We start from the raw sequence: 15609 nt of genomic DNA, 5'->3' as shown, positions 1-15609 counted from the left end.
GCACAAAAAAGGGCGGCATCCAGATGGAGCCCGCCCTACTTCAATCTCAAGGCCCGCCCCATGTGGGAGCGAGCCTGCTCGCGAAAGCGGTGTATCAGCGAACATCCATGGCAGATGTTGCTCCGTCTTCGCGAGCAGGCTCGCTCCCACAGGGTCAGGCCGTCGTTCACATGCTGATCAAGCCTGCGCCTGACCTTCGGCGAGGAAGAACCAGGTTTCCAGTACGGAGTCCGGGTTCAACGAAACGCTTTCAATGCCCTGCTCCATCAGCCATTTGGCCAGGTCCGGGTGATCCGAAGGTCCCTGACCGCAGATGCCGATGTACTTGCCAGCCTTGTTGCACGCGGCAATGGCGTTGGCCAACAGCTTCTTGACCGCCGGGTTACGCTCGTCGAACAGGTGCGCGATGATCCCGGAGTCACGGTCCAGCCCCAGGGTCAACTGGGTAAGGTCGTTGGAACCGATGGAGAAACCGTCGAAGAATTCGAGGAATTCTTCGGCCAGAATGGCGTTGGACGGCAGTTCGCACATCATGATGACACGCAGGCCGTTCTCGCCACGGGCCAGGCCGTTTTCGGCCAGCAGGTCTACAACCTGGCTCGCTTCGCCCAAAGTACGAACGAACGGCACCATGATTTCGACGTTGGTCAGGCCCATCTCGTTGCGTACGCGCTTGAGGGCGCGGCATTCGAGTTCAAAGCAGTCGCGGAACGATTCGCTGATGTAACGCGAAGCGCCACGGAAGCCCAGCATCGGGTTCTCTTCTTCCGGCTCGTACAGCTTGCCGCCGATCAGGTTGGCGTATTCGTTGGACTTGAAGTCCGACAGACGCACGATGACCTTTTTCGGCCAGAACGCTGCTGCCAGGGTGCTGATGCCTTCAACCAGTTTCTCGACGTAGAAGCCCACCGGATCGTCGTAACCGGCGATGCGCTTGTCGACGCTTTCCTTGATGTCCAGCGGCAGACCGTCGTAGTTCAGCAGTGCTTTGGGGTGCACGCCGATCATGCGGTTGATGATGAACTCCAGACGGGCCAGGCCCACACCGGCGTTCGGCAGCTGCGCGAAGTCGAAGGCGCGGTCCGGGTTGCCGACGTTCATCATGATCTTGAACGGCAGCTCCGGCATGGCGTCCACGGAGTTCTTCTTGATGTCGAAGCCCAGCTCGCCTTCGAAGATGAAACCGGTGTCGCCTTCGGCGCAGGAAACGGTTACGCCCTGGCCGTCTTTCAACAGCTGGGTGGCGTTACCACAGCCCACAACGGCCGGGATGCCCAGTTCACGGGCGATGATCGCCGCGTGGCAAGTACGACCGCCACGGTTGGTGACGATGGCGCTGGCGCGCTTCATGACCGGTTCCCAGTCCGGGTCGGTCATGTCGGAAACCAGTACGTCGCCTGGCTGGACCTTGTCCATTTCGGACACGTCCTTGATGATGCGGACCTTGCCGGCGCCGATGCGCTGGCCAATGGCGCGGCCTTCAACCAGCACGGTGCCGGTTTCTTTCAACAGGTAACGTTCCATGACGTTGGCCTGGGTGCGGCTCTTTACGGTTTCCGGACGGGCCTGCACGATGTACAGCTTGCCGTCGTCACCGTCCTTGGCCCACTCGATGTCCATCGGGCACTGGTAGTGCTTCTCGATGATCATCGCCTGCTTGGCCAGTTCGCTGACTTCAGCATCGCTCAGGCAGAAACGGGCGCGATCAGCCTTGTCCACGTCGACGGTCTTGACCGAACGACCGGCCTTGGCCTCGTCGCCGTAGATCATCTTGATGGCCTTGCTGCCCAGGTTGCGGCGCAGGATGGCCGGGCGACCAGCGTCCAGCGTGCCTTTGTGGACGTAGAACTCATCCGGGTTCACCGCGCCTTGCACGACGGTTTCACCCAGGCCGTAGGCGCCGGTGATGAACACCACGTCACGGAAGCCCGACTCGGTGTCGAGGGTGAACATCACGCCGGCGGTGCCGGTTTCGGAACGGACCATGCGCTGCACGCCAGCGGAAAGGGCAACCAGCTTGTGGTCGAAGCCCTGGTGCACGCGGTAGGAAATGGCGCGGTCGTTGAACAGCGAAGCGAACACCTCTTTGGCGGCGCGAATGACGTTTTCGACACCACGGATGTTCAGGAAGGTTTCCTGCTGGCCGGCGAAGGAAGCGTCCGGCAGGTCTTCGGCGGTAGCGGAAGAGCGCACGGCCACGGCCATGTCAGGGTTGCCGGCGGACAGCGTGGCGAACGCGGTGCGGATCTCGGCATTGAGTTTTTCCGGGAACTCGGCTTCCATGATCCATTGACGGATCTGGGCACCGGTCTTGGCCAGGGCATTCACGTCGTCGACGTCAAGGGCATCGAGGGCGTCGTGAATCTGCTTGTTCAGGCCGCTCAGTTCCAGGAAGTCACGGTATGCCTGAGCGGTCGTGGCGAAGCCACCGGGCACCGATACGCCGGCACCCGCAAGGTTGCTGATCATCTCGCCCAGGGATGCGTTCTTGCCCCCCACGTGCTCAACGTCGTGTTTGCCGAGCTTGTCGAGGGAAACTACGTACTCTACCAAGGTGATCTCTCCACTAACTGTGTTGGAAAAGCTCAGAAACCGGCTGCTTGAATGGGCATTTGCCGGCTATATGGCCTGGACCTGGAAAATAAGTGAGAATGCGGGCCAATGGCGGCCGACAAATCGCGCCTATCATATCCAAGATTCGTCACTAGCTTAAGGCCCAAGGTGCAAATGAAACGATCTGCTTTCTTTATCTCCGATGGCACCGGCATTACCGCCGAAACCCTGGGTCAAAGCCTCCTGGCGCAGTTCGAAAACATTACCTTCAGCAAAGTCACGCGGCCGTACATCGACAACGTGGACAAAGCGCGGGCCATGGTACAACAAATCAACAAAGCCGCCGAAACCGACGGCTTTCGTCCGATTATCTTCGACACCATCGTCAATCAGGACATTCGTGAGATTCTCGCTACCTCGAATGGTTTCATGATCGACATTTTCTCGACGTTCCTGGCACCCCTTGAACAGGAACTGACCGAGCATTCTTCCTATACCGTGGGCAAATCCCACTCCATCGGTACCAGTTCCAATTACATGGAGCGTATCGAAGCCGTTAACTTCGCCCTCGACAACGACGACGGCGCCCGCACGCACTATTACGACAAGGCCGACCTGATACTAGTGGGCGTGTCGCGATGTGGTAAGACACCGACGTGCCTGTACATGGCCATGCAATTCGGCATCCGCGCGGCCAACTACCCGCTGACAGAGGACGACATGGAGCGCCTGCAACTGCCAAACGCCCTGCGCGCCCATCAACACAAGCTGTTCGGCCTGACCATCGACCCCGACCGTCTCACCGCGATCCGCAACGAGCGCAAGCCCAACAGCCGCTATTCGAGTTACGCCCAGTGCGAGTTTGAAGTGCGCGAGGTGGAAAACCTGTTCCGCCGCGAGAACATCCCGCATATCAATTCCACGCATTTTTCGGTGGAAGAAATCTCCGCGAAAATCCTTGTGGAAAAAGGTGTGGAACGGCGCTTCAAGTAAGTCCTTATTGCCTGTTCCGGCCTCATCGCGAGCAGGCTCGCTCCCACAGGGTTATCTGATGTATGCAGATTTTGCATTCAAAACAAAACCCTGTGCGGGCTTGCCCGCGATGAACGATAACGCGATCTCCTAGATAACAAACAAATCCACAAACCGATTCACTGCGGTCGCTTCAAGCTTCCGCTGATCCTTGCACAACTCAAAAATCTCCCCACTGCGTTGCCCGGTGAATCGTGTCAGCAGGTTCGCCTTGAATTTCTCTTCCAACAGAGGAATACCCTCGGCACGGCGCCGCCGATGCCCAATCGGATACTCCACCACCACATTCTCGGTGCGGGTCCCACCCTTGAAAAACACCTGCACCGCGTTGGCAATCGAGCGTTTATCGGGCTCCAGATATTCACGGGTGAATCGCGGATCCTCGACAATCACCATCTTGTCGCGCAGCACATCGATGATCGGATGCGCCTTGTGGAAATCGTCCTCGTAATACTCGGCCACCAGATTGCCGAAAGCCAACGGCACAGCGGTCATGTACTGGATGCAATGATCGCGATCAGCGGCATTGGCCAACGGGCCCACCTTGGAAATGATGCGAATCGCCGACTCATGGGTGGTGATCACGATCCTGTCGATTTCGTGCAGGCGATTGCGCACCTGCGGATGCAAGGTGACTGCCGCTTCACACGCCGTTTGCGCATGGAACTCGGCGGGGAAACTGATTTTGAACAACACGTTTTCCATCACGTAACTGCCGTACGTGCGGGAAAAACTGAATGCCCGCTTGTCTTCGGGTTTTAGCGCCAGATCATTGTTGGTGTGGCTGAACAACACGTCGTAAAAACCCCATTGTTTGGCACTCAAAACACCCGCAATACCCATCTCCCCGCGCATCGCCATGTCCGCCAGGCGCACACCACGACTGGACGCATCCCCCGCCGCCCAGGATTTAAGCGAACCGGCATTCGGTGCATGCCGGTACGTGCGCAGTGCCTGACCATCTGCAAAGGCGTGAGATATCGCCGACAACAACTGCTCGCGATTGGCGCCCATCAGTTTCGCCGTCACGGCCGTCGAGGCGACTTTCACCAAAATGACGTGATCGAGGCCGACGCGGTTGAACGAGTTCTCCAGGGCGATCACGCCTTGAATCTCGTGGGCCATGATCATCGCTTCAAGAACTATACGAACAGTCAGCGGTGCTTCGCCATTGGCCAGGCGCTTTTGTGATAAATGGTCGGCCACCGCGAGAATGCCGCCGAGGTTATCCGACGGGTGCCCCCATTCGGCGGCGAGCCAGGTGTCGTTGTAATCGAGCCAGCGCACGATGCAACCGATGTCCCACGCCGCCTTCACCGGATCGAGCCGGTAACTGGTGCCGGGCACGCGGGCACCGAACGGCACGACGGTGCCTTCGACCACAGGCCCCAAATGCTTGGTGCACTCGGGAAAACGCAAGGCCAACAGGCCGCAACCCAAGGTATCGACCAGACAGTTGCGCGCGGTCTCCAGCACCTCTTTGGATTCGACCTTGTAGTTGAGTACGTAATCGGCAATGTCCTGCAGGACCTTGTCGTAGTCAGGACGGTTGTTCAGGTCGACGTTGGCGCTCATGTTCGATTCACCTGTAGGAGCTGGCTTGCCAGCGATAGCGGTGTCACACAAAACAATGATGTTGAATTTGACGGCCTCTTCGCTGGCAAGCCAGCTCCTACAAGGAGGTGGTGTCTTCTGTAGGAACCGGCTTGCTTGGCGATGGCGATTTCAAGGACGCTATCGCCAATAAGCCGGTTCCTACAGGGAGCGAATCAGAACGAATCACCCGGCACTCGCACAAACCCTTCCATCAACACCCGCGCACTGCGGCTCATGATGGCTTTGTTCACGGTCCATTCGCCGTTGACCTGGCTGGCTTCGGCGCCGACGCGCAAGGTGCCGGACGGATGCCCGAAGCGCACAGCGTTGCGCTCTACGCCGCCCGCAGCCAGGTTGACCAAGGTGCCGGAAATCGCCGCCGCGGTGCCGATGGCGACAGCCGCCGTGCCCATCATCGCGTGGTGCAGCTTGCCCATGGACAACGCACGCACCAGCAGATCGACATCACCGGCGCCAACCGCTTTGCCGCTGGACGATACGTAGTCCGCAGGCTTGGCCACGAACGCCACTTTCGGCGTGTGCTGACGCTTGGCCGCTTCGTCGACATTGGCAATCAGGCCCATGCGCACTGCGCCGTAAGCGCGGATGGTTTCGAACATCAGCAAGGCTTTCGGATCACCGTTGATCGCGCCTTGCAGTTCGGTCCCCTTGTAGCCGATGTCTTCGGCATTGACGAAAATCGTCGGAATGCCGGCGTTGATCATGGTGGCCTTGAGAGTGCCTACACCGGGTACTTCGAGGTCGTCCACCAGGTTGCCGGTGGGGAACATCGAACCGCCACCGCCTTCTTCGTCCGCCGCCGGATCGAGGAACTCGATCTGCACTTCTGCCGCCGGAAAGGTCACGCCGTCGAGTTCGAAATCGCCGGTTTCCTGCACCTCACCCTCGGTGATCGGCACGTGGGCGATGATGGTCTTGCCGATGTTGGCCTGCCACACGCGCACCACGGCAATGCCGTTGTGCGGGATGCGGCTGGCGTCCACCAGGCCATTGCTGACCGCGAACGAACCGACCGCCGCCGACAAGTTGCCGCAGTTGCCGCTCCAGTCCACGAAAGGCTTATCGATCGAGACCTGACCGAACAGGTAATCGACGTCGTGATCGGCCTTGATGCTTTTCGACAGGATCACGGTTTTGCTGGTACTGGAGGTCGCGCCGCCCATGCCATCGATTTGTTTGTCGTACGGGTCGGGGCTGCCAATCACGCGCAACAACAACGCATCGCGGGCCGGGCCGGGCACCTGGGCGGCTTCTGGCAAATCCTTCAGGCTGAAGAACACGCCTTTACTGGTGCCGCCGCGCATGTAAGTCGCTGGAATTTTGATTTGCGGTGCATGAGCCATGGTGTTGCTTACTCCTTAGCTAGAAAACAGACACGGGACTCAAAGTCCCGTGTCAGCGCAGCAAGTGTTAAACGGCTACCGCCGATTCTTCGAGGAAGTCCTGGGCGAAGCGTTGCAACACGCCGCCGGCCTCGTAGATCGACACTTCTTCGGCGGTGTCGAGACGGCAGGTCACCGGCACATCGACGCGTTCACCGTTCTTGCGATGGATCACCAGTGTCAGCTCCGCGCGTGGCGTACGTTCGCCAATCACGTCGTAGGTTTCGCTGCCGTCGATCGCCAGGGTGTGGCGGTTGGTGCCGGGTTTGAACTCCAGCGGCAACACGCCCATGCCCACCAGATTGGTGCGATGGATGCGCTCGAAACCTTCGGCGGCAATCGCTTCGACACCGGCCAGGCGTACGCCTTTGGCAGCCCAGTCGCGGGATGAGCCCTGCCCGTAGTCGGCACCAGCGATGATGATCAGCGGCTGCTTGCGATCCATGTAGGTTTCAATGGCTTCCCACATGCGCATGACTTTACCTTCCGGCTCCACGCGAGCCAGGGAACCCTGCTTGACCTTGCCGTTCTCCAGAACCATTTCGTTGAACAGTTTCGGGTTGGCGAAGGTGGCGCGCTGTGCAGTGAGGTGGTCGCCACGGTGCGTCGCGTAAGAGTTGAAGTCCTCCTCCGGGAGGCCCATTTTCGCCAGGTATTCGCCAGCGGCGCTGTCAAGCATGATCGCATTGGATGGCGACAGGTGATCAGTGGTGATGTTGTCCGGCAGTACCGCCAGCGGGCGCATGCCCTTGAGCGGACGCGCACCGGCCAATGCGCCTTCCCAGTACGGCGGACGACGGATGTAGGTGCTCATCTCGCGCCAGTCGTACAGCGGCGCGACTTTCGGGCCGGTGTCTTCGTGGATGGCGAACATCGGGATGTAGACCTGACGGAACTGCTCAGGCTTCACCGAGGCTTTCACTACAGCATCAATTTCTTCGTCGCTCGGCCAGATGTCTTTCAGGCGGATTTCCTTGCCATCCACCACGCCCAGCACATCTTTTTCGATGTCGAAACGGATGGTGCCAGCGATGGCGTAAGCGACCACCAATGGCGGCGACGCGAGGAACGCTTGCTTGGCGTACGGGTGAATCCGGCCGTCGAAGTTACGGTTGCCGGACAGTACGGCAGTGGCGTACAGATCGCGGTCGATGATCTCTTGCTGGATCACCGGGTCCAGTGCGCCGGACATGCCGTTGCAAGTGGTGCACGCGAAGGCCACGACACCGAAACCGAGCTGTTCCAGCTCATGGGTCAGGCCGGCTTCATCGAGGTACAGTGCCACGGTTTTCGAGCCCGGTGCCAGGGACGACTTGACCCATGGCTTGCGGGTCAGACCCAGCTTGTTGGCGTTGCGCGCCAGCAGGCCAGCGGCGATCACGTTGCGCGGGTTACTGGTGTTGGTGCAACTGGTGATGGCCGCGATGATCACCGCGCCGTCAGGCATTTGGCCAGGCACATTTTCCCACTTGCCGGAGATACCTTTGGCCGCGAGATCCGATACCGCGACACGGGCGTGCGGGTTGCTCGGACCGGCCATGTTGCGCACCACCGAAGACAAATCGAACGTCAGGCCGCGCTCGTATTGCGCGCCTTTGAGACTGTCAGCCCACAGGCCGGTGGTCTTGGCGTAGTTCTCGACCAACTGCACCTGCTCGTCTTCACGGCCGGTGAGCTTGAGGTAGTCGATGGTCTGCTGGTCGATGTAGAACATCGCCGCGGTGGCACCGTATTCCGGGGCCATGTTGGAAATGGTCGCACGGTCGCCCAAAGTCAGCGCTGCTGCGCCCTCACCAAAGAACTCCAGCCATGCACCCACCACTTTTTGCTTGCGCAGGAACTCGGTCAGCGCCAGCACCATGTCGGTGGCGGTGATGCCCGGCTGCAGCTTGCCAGTCAGTTCGACGCCGACGCTTTCCGGCAGACGCATCCACGATGCGCGGCCGAGCATCACGCTCTCGGCTTCCAGACCTCCGACGCCAATGGCGATCACGCCCAGCGCATCGACGTGCGGGGTGTGGCTGTCGGTGCCGACGCAAGTATCAGGGAACGCCACGCCGTCACGCACCTGGATCACCGGAGACATTTTCTCCAGGTTGATCTGGTGCATGATGCCGTTGCCCGGCGGGATCACGTCGACGTTCTTGAACGCCTTCTTGGTCCAGTTGATGAAGTGGAAACGGTCTTCATTGCGGCGGTCTTCGATCGCGCGGTTCTTCTCGAACGCTTTCGGATCGAAGCCGCCGCGCTCGACGGCCAGGGAGTGGTCGACGATCAACTGCGTCGGCACCACCGGGTTGACTTGCGCCGGATCGCCGCCTTGCAGGGCGATCGCGTCACGCAGGCCCGCGAGGTCGACCAGTGCGGTCTGGCCGAGAATATCGTGGCACACCACACGGGCCGGGAACCACGGGAAGTCGAGGTCGCGCTTGCGCTCGATGAATTGCTTCAGGGATTCAGTGAGCGTGGCCGGGTCACAGCGACGCACAAGGTTTTCCGCCAGCACGCGAGAGGTGTAAGGCAGGGTGTCGTAGGCGCCGGGCTGAATGGCCTCGACGGCCGCACGGACGTCGAAGTAATCCAGGTGGCTGCCGGGCAGCGATTTGCGGAATTCTGTGTTCATCGGTCAGGACTCGGGTCACGGTAAATACAAAGGGTGGGCCTGGTACCAGACTTGAAGTTCGCACCACTCACTGTGGGAGCGAGCCTGCTCGCGAATGCGGTGTCTCAGTCAACATTGATGTTGAATGTCAATCCGTCTTCGCGAGCAGGCTCGCTCCCACAGGGTATATCGGTGCTCTCCGGCGCCGGGTCAGCTCACCATTCAGCGTTGTTCGATTGGCACGAACTTGCGCTGTTCGACGCCGGTGTACTCGGCGCTCGGGCGGATGATGCGGTTGTTGGCGCGTTGTTCGTAGACGTGGGCCGCCCAGCCGGTCAGGCGCGAGCAGACGAAAATCGGCGTGAACAACTTGGTCGGGATACCCATGAAGTGGTACGCCGAGGCATGGTAGAAGTCGGCGTTCGGGAACAGTTTTTTCTGTTCCCACATGGTGGCGTCGATGGCTTCGGAAACCGGGAACAACACCTTGTCGCCCACTTCGTCGGCGAGTTTCTTCGACCAGCCCTTGATCACCTCGTTACGCGGATCGTTGTCCTTATAGATCGCGTGGCCAAAGCCCATGATCTTGTCCTTGCGCGCCAGCATGCCGAGGGTGCCCTCGACTGCCTCTTCAGGCGAAGAGAAGCGCTCGATCATTTCCATCGCCGCTTCGTTGGCGCCACCGTGCAGCGGACCACGCAGCGAACCGATGGCCGCGGTGATGCACGAATACAGGTCGGACAGGGTCGACGCGCAGACACGTGCGGTGAAGGTCGAGGCGTTGAACTCATGCTCTGCGTAGAGGATCAGCGAAACGTTCATCACTTTGACATGCAGCTCGCTCGGCTTCTTGCCGTGCAACAGGTGCAGGAAGTGGCCGCCGATGGACGGCTCGTCGCTCACGCACTCGATGCGTTTGCCTTCGTGGCTGAAGCGATACCAGTAAGTCATGATCGCCGGGAACGCGGCCAGCAGACGGTCGGTTTTGTCGTGCTGCTCGGAGAAGTCGTTCTCCGGCTCAAGGTTGCCCAGGAATGAGCAGCCGGTGCGCATCACGTCCATCGGGTGAGCATCGGCGGGGATGCGCTCCAGCACTTCTTTCAGCGCTTGCGGCAGGTCGCGCAGCTTGCTCAGCTTTGTGGTGTAGGCGTTCAGTTGCGCCTTGCTCGGCAGTTCACCGTACAGCAGCAGGTAAGCGACTTCTTCGAACTGTGCGTCAGCCGCCAGTTCGCGTACGTCGTAGCCGCGATAGGTCAGACCTGCGCCCGACTGGCCCACGGTGGACAGTGCGGTTTGCCCGGCCACCTGGCCACGGAGCCCGGCGCCACTGAGTACTTTTGCTTCGGCCATTGTTGTCTCCAATCTTGAATTTATTAGGGAGTTATTCGACTTACTTCTTCGCCGCAAACAACGCATCGAGCTTCTGCTCGAAGGTGTGGTAGTCGATGCGATCGTAAAGCTCCATGCGAGTCTGCATGGTGTCGATGACGTTCTGTTGCGTACCGTCGCGGCGGATCGCGGTGTAGACATTTTCCGCTGCCTTGTTCATCGCACGGAAGGCCGACAGCGGGTACAGCACCAGCGACACGTCGGCCGCGGCGAGTTGCTCGGTGGTGTACAGCGGCGTCGCGCCGAATTCGGTGATGTTGGCCAGGATCGGTGCTTTCACGCGGCTGGCGAACAGCTTGTACATGTCCAGTTCGGTGATGGCTTCCGGGAACACCATGTCAGCACCGGCCTCGATGCATGCTGCGGCGCGATCCAGGGCAGATTCCAGACCTTCCACCGCCAGGGCGTCGGTACGGGCCATGATCACGAAGCTGTCATCGGTGCGGGCATCGACGGCTGCTTTGATACGGTCGACCATTTCCTGCTGGGAGACGATCTCTTTATTAGGACGGTGACCGCAGCGCTTGGCGCCGACCTGGTCTTCAATGTGAATCGCCGCCGCGCCGAACTTGATCATCGACTTGACGGTGCGCGCAACGTTGAACGCCGAGGAACCGAAACCGGTGTCCACGTCCACCAGCAGCGGCAAATCGCAAACATCAGTAATGCGGCGCACGTCCGTCAGCACGTCATCCAGGCCAGTGATGCCCAGATCCGGCACGCCAAGGGAGCCGGCAGCCACCCCGCCACCCGAGAGGTAGATCGCCTTGAAACCGGCGCGCTTGGCCAGCAGCGCGTGGTTGGCGTTGATTGCGCCGACCACTTGCAATGGATGCTCGCTGGCGACCGCATCGCGGAAACGCTGGCCTGGAGTGCTCTTGTTGGAACTCATGACTCACCTCGTTTGGCTGTCGGGTTAACGCCGTCCTGGTAATGACGGGCGATATTGCGTTTGGAGGCGCCGATGTGGCGGCGCATCAACAACTCGGCCAGCTCGCCGTCACGGTCGGCGATGGCATCGAGAATTCGGTGGTGTTCGGCAAAGGCCTGGTGCGGGCGATTGGGCGTGGTGGAAAACTGGATGCGGTACATGCGCACCAGTTGATACAACTCGCCGCACAGCATTTGGGTCAGCGTGCGGTTGCCGCTGCCCTGGATGATCCGGTAGTGAAAGTCGAAGTCGCCTTCCTGTTGGTAATAGCCCCGGCCAGCCTGGAACGCCTCGTCGCGCTCGTGGGTTTCGAGCACCCGACGCAGTTCGTCGATTTCTTCTACGCTCATGCGTTCAGCGGCCAGGCGGCAGGCCATGCCTTCCAGGGATTCGCGGATTTCGTAAAGCTCGATCAACTCGGCATGATTGAGCGACACCACCCGCGCCCCGACGTGCGGCACGCGCACCAGCAGGCGCTGGCCTTCCAGACGGTGGATGGCCTCGCGCAGCGGGCCGCGACTGATGCCGTAGGTACGGGCCAGCTCTGGCTCGGAGATTTTACTGCCCGGCGCGATATCGCCTTTGACGATGGCCGCCTGAATACGGCGGAAGACGTTCTCGGAAAGCGTCTCCGAATCGTCTTGGGTAGAAACCGGGGGATCGAGTTGATCCAGCATATTGTCGACACCTTGAAAGCCAATGCCGCAAAAACTAGCGAATACGACGAGTATAGTCAAAGGATAATTGGATATTGTCGACAATCGTCTAATAACCGGCCGCACCATAACAAAGCAGCCCTACGGTTTATAGCCACCCGCCAGCGCTGGCGCCAACAAACCACCGTGCTAGAATGCCGCCCGCATTTGTTTGTCACATCTGCACTGTCTGTCATAAAACACTGATAGGCATACGAAGGAGCTTGCGCAGTAATGCCAGGGTCTTGAATCGAAGTATGGCCCGCTGCGCACCAGGATTTATGAGACTCAAGCCTTTTCCCACCTTCCTTTATCTTCTTTGCCTGCCGGGGTTTGCAGCGGCGGGGGAAAAGACCGTGTACGGTCTCAATGAGTACGCTTCCCTGGGCGGCATCGACCTGGAAGTGGCGGCCAAACTCGACACCGGGGCGAAGACCGCCTCCCTGAGTGCCCGCGACATCAAGCGCTTCAAGCGCAATGGCGAGTCCTGGGTGCGCTTCTACCTGGCCATCGACGCCGCCCACTCACACCCAATTGAACGACCGCTGGCCCGTGTCAGCAAGATCAAGCGCCGGGCCGGCGACTACGATCCGGAAGAAGGCAAAAAGTACACCGCTCGTCCGGTGATCGAGCTCGATATCTGCATGGGTTCGGCTTTACGCACCATCGAAGTGAACCTAACCGACCGAAGCGCCTTCCAATATCCGCTCTTGATTGGCTCCGAAGCACTGAAACGCTTCGATGCGCTGGTCGATCCCAGTCTTAAATACGCTGCCGGCAAACCCGCCTGCGCTACCGACGCTCATACCGCAGAGTAATTCCAATGCGCTCTCTTACCCTTCATCTGAAAATGCTGATCGCCATCCTGGTGGTGCTGGGCATTTCAGTTACGGCCTATCAGATCTTCGTGCTCGGCATTCCCGTGACCGAAGACGCCACCGACGACTTGTGGAACATCGACGCCAAGGTTGAGTTCGTCGCCAGTGCCAAAGACCCGGTCAAGATCCAGATGTTCGTGCCACCCCTGAGCCGCGACTACGTCAGTCTTAACGAGAGCTTCATCTCCAATAACTACGGCGTGGCCGTGAACCGCGTCGACGGCAACCGCAAAGTCACCTGGTCGGCGCGTCGGGCCAAGGGCAACCAGACGCTGTATTACCGCCTGGTGCTGACCAAGCGCTACACCGCTGAAAAAGCCAAGATCAAAGGCCCGACCTTCCGCGACAGCATCGCCATCGAAGGCCCTGAGAAAATCGCCGCCGAAGCCCTGCTCGCGCCGATCCGCCAGCATTCGGCGGACGTCGAGACCTTCATCAGCGAAGCCATCAAGCGGGTCAACAACAGCAACGACGACAACGCCAAGATGCTGTTGGCCGGCGACCCGACCCCGGCACACAAGGCGAAGATCGTCGAACTGCTGCTCTCGATCGCCCACGTCCCGGTGGAAAAAGTCCACACCGTCCGCTTGGTGGCCGACCAGCCGCAGACACCGGAACTCTGGTTGCGCAGCTTCAACGGAACCGACTGGCTGTACTTCAACCCGGAAACCGGCGAACAGGGCCTGCCGACCGACCGCCTGCTGTGGTGGACCGGCGATGAAAACCTGATCACCGTCGATGGCGGCAAGAAAGCCTCTGTCACCTTCAGCATGAACAACAGCGAAATGAACGCCATTCGCCTGGCCAAGCTGACGGATGAAAACACCGACGCCAACTTCCTCGAATACTCGCTGTACGGCTTGCCACTGCAAACCCAGCAGACCTTCATGATCATGGTGATGATCCCGATCGGCGTGCTGGTGATCCTGGTCCTGCGCAACCTGATCGGCATCCAGACGCTGGGCACGTTCACGCCGGTACTGATTGCCCTGGCCTTCCGCGAAACCCAGCTCGGCTTCGGCATCGTACTGTTTACCATCATCACGGCACTGGGGCTGTCGCTGCGCTCCTACCTTGAACACCTCAAGCTGCAAATGCTGCCGAGGCTGTCGGTGGTGCTGACGTTTGTGGTGGTGTTGATCGCTGCTATCAGCCTGTTCAGCCACAAGCTCGGTCTGGAACGCGGGCTGTCGGTTGCACTGTTCCCGATGGTGATTCTGACCATGACCATCGAACGCCTGTCGATCACCTGGGAAGAGCGTGGCGGTGGCCATGCCATGAAAGTGGCGATCGGCACGCTGTTCGCCGCCTCCCTGGCGCACTTGATCATGAGCGTGCCGGAACTGGTGTACTTCGTGTTCACCTTCCCGGCGGTCCTGTTGATCCTGGTGGGCTTCATGCTGGCGATGGGGCGCTATCGCGGTTATCGCCTGACTGAACTGGTGCGTTTCAAGGCCTTCCTGAAAAAGGCTGACACTTGATGTTCGGCTTCTGGAAAACCTGGAAGGCCCTGGAAGCCCGGGGCATCATGGGTATCAATCGGCGCAACGCGGACTATGTACTCAAGTACAACAAGCGCAGCCTGTACCCGATCGTCGATGACAAGATCCTCACCAAGGAGCGCGCCATCGCCGCCGGCATTCATGTGCCGGAACTGTATGGCGTGATTTCCACAGAGAAAGAAATCGAAAAGCTCGACGAGATCATCGGCGGGCGCAACGACTTCGTGATCAAACCGGCACAGGGCGCCGGGGGCGACGGCATCATTGTCGTGGCCGACCGCTTCGAGGGCCGCTATCGCACGGTGTCCGGTAAAATCATCGCCCACGAAGAGATCGAGCACCATATTTCCAGCATCCTCACCGGGCTGTATTCGCTCGGCGGACACCGTGATCGGGCGCTGATCGAATACCGCGTGATCCCGGACCAGATTTTCAAGAGCATCAGCTACGAAGGCGTGCCGGACATCCGCATCATCGTGCTGATGGGCTACCCGGTGATGGCCATGCTGCGCCTGCCGACCCGTCAGTCAGGCGGCAAGGCCAACCTGCACCAGGGCGCGATCGGCGTCGGTGTCGACCTCGCCACCGGCCTGACCCTGCGCGGCACCTGGCTGAACAACATCATCACCAAGCACCCGGACACCACCAACGCGGTGGACGGCGTGCAACTGCCCTACTGGGACGGTTTCATGAAACTCGCCGCCGGTTGTTATGAGCTGTGCGGGCTGGGTTACATCGGCGTCGACATGGTGCTCGACCAGGAAAAAGGCCCGCTGATTCTGGAGCTCAACGCCCGTCCCGGCTTGAACATTCAGATTGCCAACGATTGCGGGTTGACGCTGCGCACCCACGCCGTCGAGGCGCGGCTGGAAGAGTTGAAGGCGCGCGGCGTGACCGAAACCGTGGAAGAGCGCATGGCGTTCGTACAGGAAATGTTTGGGCATATTCCGCCGGTCGAGGGTTGATCCCTGCTTTTTTTGTGGCGAGGGAGCTTGCTCCCTCGCCACAGGTTCTCGAAGCCACCCACC

At 59.9% G+C, this 15609-nt stretch carries 11 protein-coding genes; 4 read left to right on the top strand and 7 right to left on the bottom strand.

From position 1 onward, the window contains the following. Positions 1-177: 177 nt before the first annotated feature. A complete protein-coding gene (gene ppsA / locus BVK86_RS26065; RefSeq protein WP_075949119.1) occupies positions 178-2553 on the bottom strand; it encodes a phosphoenolpyruvate synthase in 2376 nt (791 codons plus the stop codon). Positions 2554-2727: 174 nt separating this feature from the next. Between ppsA and ppsR the strand changes: the two genes are divergently transcribed. Continuing rightward, positions 2728-3546 (top strand): posphoenolpyruvate synthetase regulatory kinase/phosphorylase PpsR, encoded by an 819-nt coding sequence (ppsR, locus tag BVK86_RS26055; RefSeq protein ID WP_075949118.1) that lies wholly within the window; start codon positions 2728-2730, stop codon positions 3544-3546. A gap of 129 nt (positions 3547-3675) precedes the next feature. On the opposite strand, the gene prpD is transcribed toward ppsR, so the two are convergent. The 6 genes from prpD to BVK86_RS26025 all read right to left on the bottom strand — a co-directional run bounded on the left by prpD (position 3676) and on the right by BVK86_RS26025 (position 12183). Beyond that, entirely contained in the window at positions 3676-5160 is a 1485-nt protein-coding gene (gene prpD / locus BVK86_RS26050; protein ID WP_075949117.1) for a 2-methylcitrate dehydratase, read from the bottom strand. A gap of 194 nt (positions 5161-5354) precedes the next feature. After that, entirely contained in the window at positions 5355-6545 is a 1191-nt protein-coding gene (gene prpF / locus BVK86_RS26045) for a 2-methylaconitate cis-trans isomerase PrpF (RefSeq protein ID WP_075949116.1), read from the bottom strand. Positions 6546-6612: 67 nt separating this feature from the next. Further along, positions 6613-9207 (bottom strand): Fe/S-dependent 2-methylisocitrate dehydratase AcnD, encoded by a 2595-nt coding sequence (acnD, locus tag BVK86_RS26040; RefSeq protein ID WP_075949115.1) that lies wholly within the window; start codon positions 9205-9207, stop codon positions 6613-6615. Between the two features lie 201 nt (positions 9208-9408). After that, on the bottom strand, positions 9409-10536 hold the full coding sequence (gene prpC / locus BVK86_RS26035) for a bifunctional 2-methylcitrate synthase/citrate synthase (RefSeq protein WP_075949114.1): 1128 nt from the start codon (positions 10534-10536) through the stop codon (positions 9409-9411). Between the two features lie 40 nt (positions 10537-10576). Continuing rightward, the gene (prpB, locus tag BVK86_RS26030) at positions 10577-11467 is read right to left on the bottom strand and encodes a methylisocitrate lyase (RefSeq protein WP_075949113.1); all 891 of its coding nucleotides are present in this window, start codon (positions 11465-11467) and stop codon (positions 10577-10579) included. After that, positions 11464-12183: a GntR family transcriptional regulator gene (locus BVK86_RS26025; RefSeq protein WP_075949112.1), complete on the bottom strand. Its 720-nt coding sequence runs from the start codon at positions 12181-12183 to the stop codon at positions 11464-11466. Before BVK86_RS26025 ends, prpB begins: the two co-directional genes overlap by 4 nt. Before the next feature lie 299 nt (positions 12184-12482). Between BVK86_RS26025 and rloA the strand changes: the two genes are divergently transcribed. Genes rloA through BVK86_RS26010 form a run of 3 tightly spaced genes read left to right on the top strand, consistent with a single transcriptional unit; the run spans position 12483 to position 15546 of the window. Next, positions 12483-13019, top strand: coding sequence for a retropepsin-like aspartic peptidase RloA (gene rloA / locus BVK86_RS26020; protein WP_075949111.1), 537 nt, complete (start codon positions 12483-12485; stop codon positions 13017-13019). Positions 13020-13024: 5 nt separating this feature from the next. Next, a complete protein-coding gene (gene rloB / locus BVK86_RS26015; RefSeq protein WP_075949110.1) occupies positions 13025-14560 on the top strand; it encodes an osmotic stress tolerance membrane protein RloB in 1536 nt (511 codons plus the stop codon). Further along, positions 14560-15546 (top strand): alpha-L-glutamate ligase-like protein, encoded by a 987-nt coding sequence (locus BVK86_RS26010; protein ID WP_075949109.1) that lies wholly within the window; start codon positions 14560-14562, stop codon positions 15544-15546. The genes rloB and BVK86_RS26010 overlap by 1 nt, the downstream gene beginning before the upstream one ends. Positions 15547-15609: the final 63 nt, after the last annotated feature.

This window comes from Pseudomonas reinekei, assembly GCF_001945365.1.
Taxonomy (GTDB): Bacteria; Pseudomonadota; Gammaproteobacteria; order Pseudomonadales; family Pseudomonadaceae; genus Aquipseudomonas; species Aquipseudomonas reinekei.
This window is presented reverse-complemented; position numbering and strand designations above follow the sequence as displayed.

Coding starts and splice junctions, on each gene's coding strand:
- prpB (WP_075949113.1), bottom strand. CDS start 11,467: ATGAGTTCCAACAAGAGCACTCCAGGCCAGCGTTTCCGCGATGCGGTC.
- BVK86_RS26025 (WP_075949112.1), bottom strand. CDS start 12,183: ATGCTGGATCAACTCGATCCCCCGGTTTCTACCCAAGACGATTCGGAG.
- prpC (WP_075949114.1), bottom strand. CDS start 10,536: ATGGCCGAAGCAAAAGTACTCAGTGGCGCCGGGCTCCGTGGCCAGGTG.
- rloB (WP_075949110.1), top strand. CDS start 13,025: ATGCGCTCTCTTACCCTTCATCTGAAAATGCTGATCGCCATCCTGGTG.
- BVK86_RS26010 (WP_075949109.1), top strand. CDS start 14,560: ATGTTCGGCTTCTGGAAAACCTGGAAGGCCCTGGAAGCCCGGGGCATC.
- prpD (WP_075949117.1), bottom strand. CDS start 5,160: ATGAGCGCCAACGTCGACCTGAACAACCGTCCTGACTACGACAAGGTC.
- ppsR (WP_075949118.1), top strand. CDS start 2,728: ATGAAACGATCTGCTTTCTTTATCTCCGATGGCACCGGCATTACCGCC.
- rloA (WP_075949111.1), top strand. CDS start 12,483: ATGAGACTCAAGCCTTTTCCCACCTTCCTTTATCTTCTTTGCCTGCCG.
- acnD (WP_075949115.1), bottom strand. CDS start 9,207: ATGAACACAGAATTCCGCAAATCGCTGCCCGGCAGCCACCTGGATTAC.
- prpF (WP_075949116.1), bottom strand. CDS start 6,545: ATGGCTCATGCACCGCAAATCAAAATTCCAGCGACTTACATGCGCGGC.